The organism is Nitrosophilus sp. (assembly GCF_982775275.1).
The window spans coordinates 1-1016 of sequence record NZ_CEXZHP010000348.1; the positions used below are offsets into that span (position 1 = coordinate 1).

General features: G+C 46.6%; 1 pseudogene. It reads right to left on the reverse strand.

Annotation, left to right across the window (positions count from 1 at the left end):
* Positions 1-745 (reverse strand): annotated as a pseudogene (locus tag AC30RD_RS09945) (hypothetical protein); the annotation flags it as partial.
* Positions 746-1016: the final 271 nt, after the last annotated feature.

A 1016-nucleotide genomic window follows, 5' to 3' on the forward strand; every position in this document is an offset into this window, starting at 1 on the left:
AACCTCCAAAAGGAGAACCACCAAAGCTACTCCACGGAGCGCCAAAACCACCTCCCGATAGTGGACTCATTCCAGGAAATCCCATGCCACTACTCATCGGTGACCCCGTTGACCAGGGAGAAATTGGCGACAGTGGTGAACCTAAACCCCCCATAGGTGAAAAGGGTGAAGCTGGCGAGAATGATGACATTGGACTCATACCAGGGTATGCAAAACCACCTGGCGAGCTAAAAAGAGAACCATAGCCAAAAGAAGAGGCTGGTAAACGTGGTATTGAGCCAAGCCCATAACCTGATAACAAATTACTTGGAGGATAAATGCCATTTCGCAATGGTGTAAGCCTGGGAGGGTATATACCCCTTGCTAACGGAGCCGGGTATGACCTGGCAGCGTAGGGATTTATGCCATAAGCCCCCGCTCCCGCAAAAGGATAAGCTTGTTGATAGGGCTGCGGATAAGCCTGAGCCGGATAGCGTGGTGGATAAACCTGAGCCGGATAACGCGGTGGATAAGCCTGATTTCGCGGATAACGATAACGTCCATCAAAACAATCATCATTATTTCCTGCCATTTCTTCCATCCAGTACATGGGAGTCCATTCAGGCCAGTCATTACAATCATTATCATGACCCCAGCCGCCGCTACCGAAACGGTTATTGTTGCCAAACCAGTTTTTTGCACTAGCTGTTTGCACGCTACCCACAACGATTAAAAGCAATAACAACGTATTGATTAGTTTTTTCATACCCAAACCCCTGAAACGGAAATCCCCATTGAGACATTGTATTTTACAGTATCCAGCCTGAAGGCAAGCTGTACAAATAAGCATAGTTGTTTTATTAAATTTGTCGAGGAATCTCGGCTCTGACAGAAATAACACTACAGGCGTTTTATAATCTCCGCATTTGCTTGTGGAAATTCATAGTGATGAAGCTCACTTTTATCAACCCAGCGTATTGGCTGGGCTTCCCGTGATTCAGGCTCACCTTGCCAGTCATTAACGATATAGACATCAA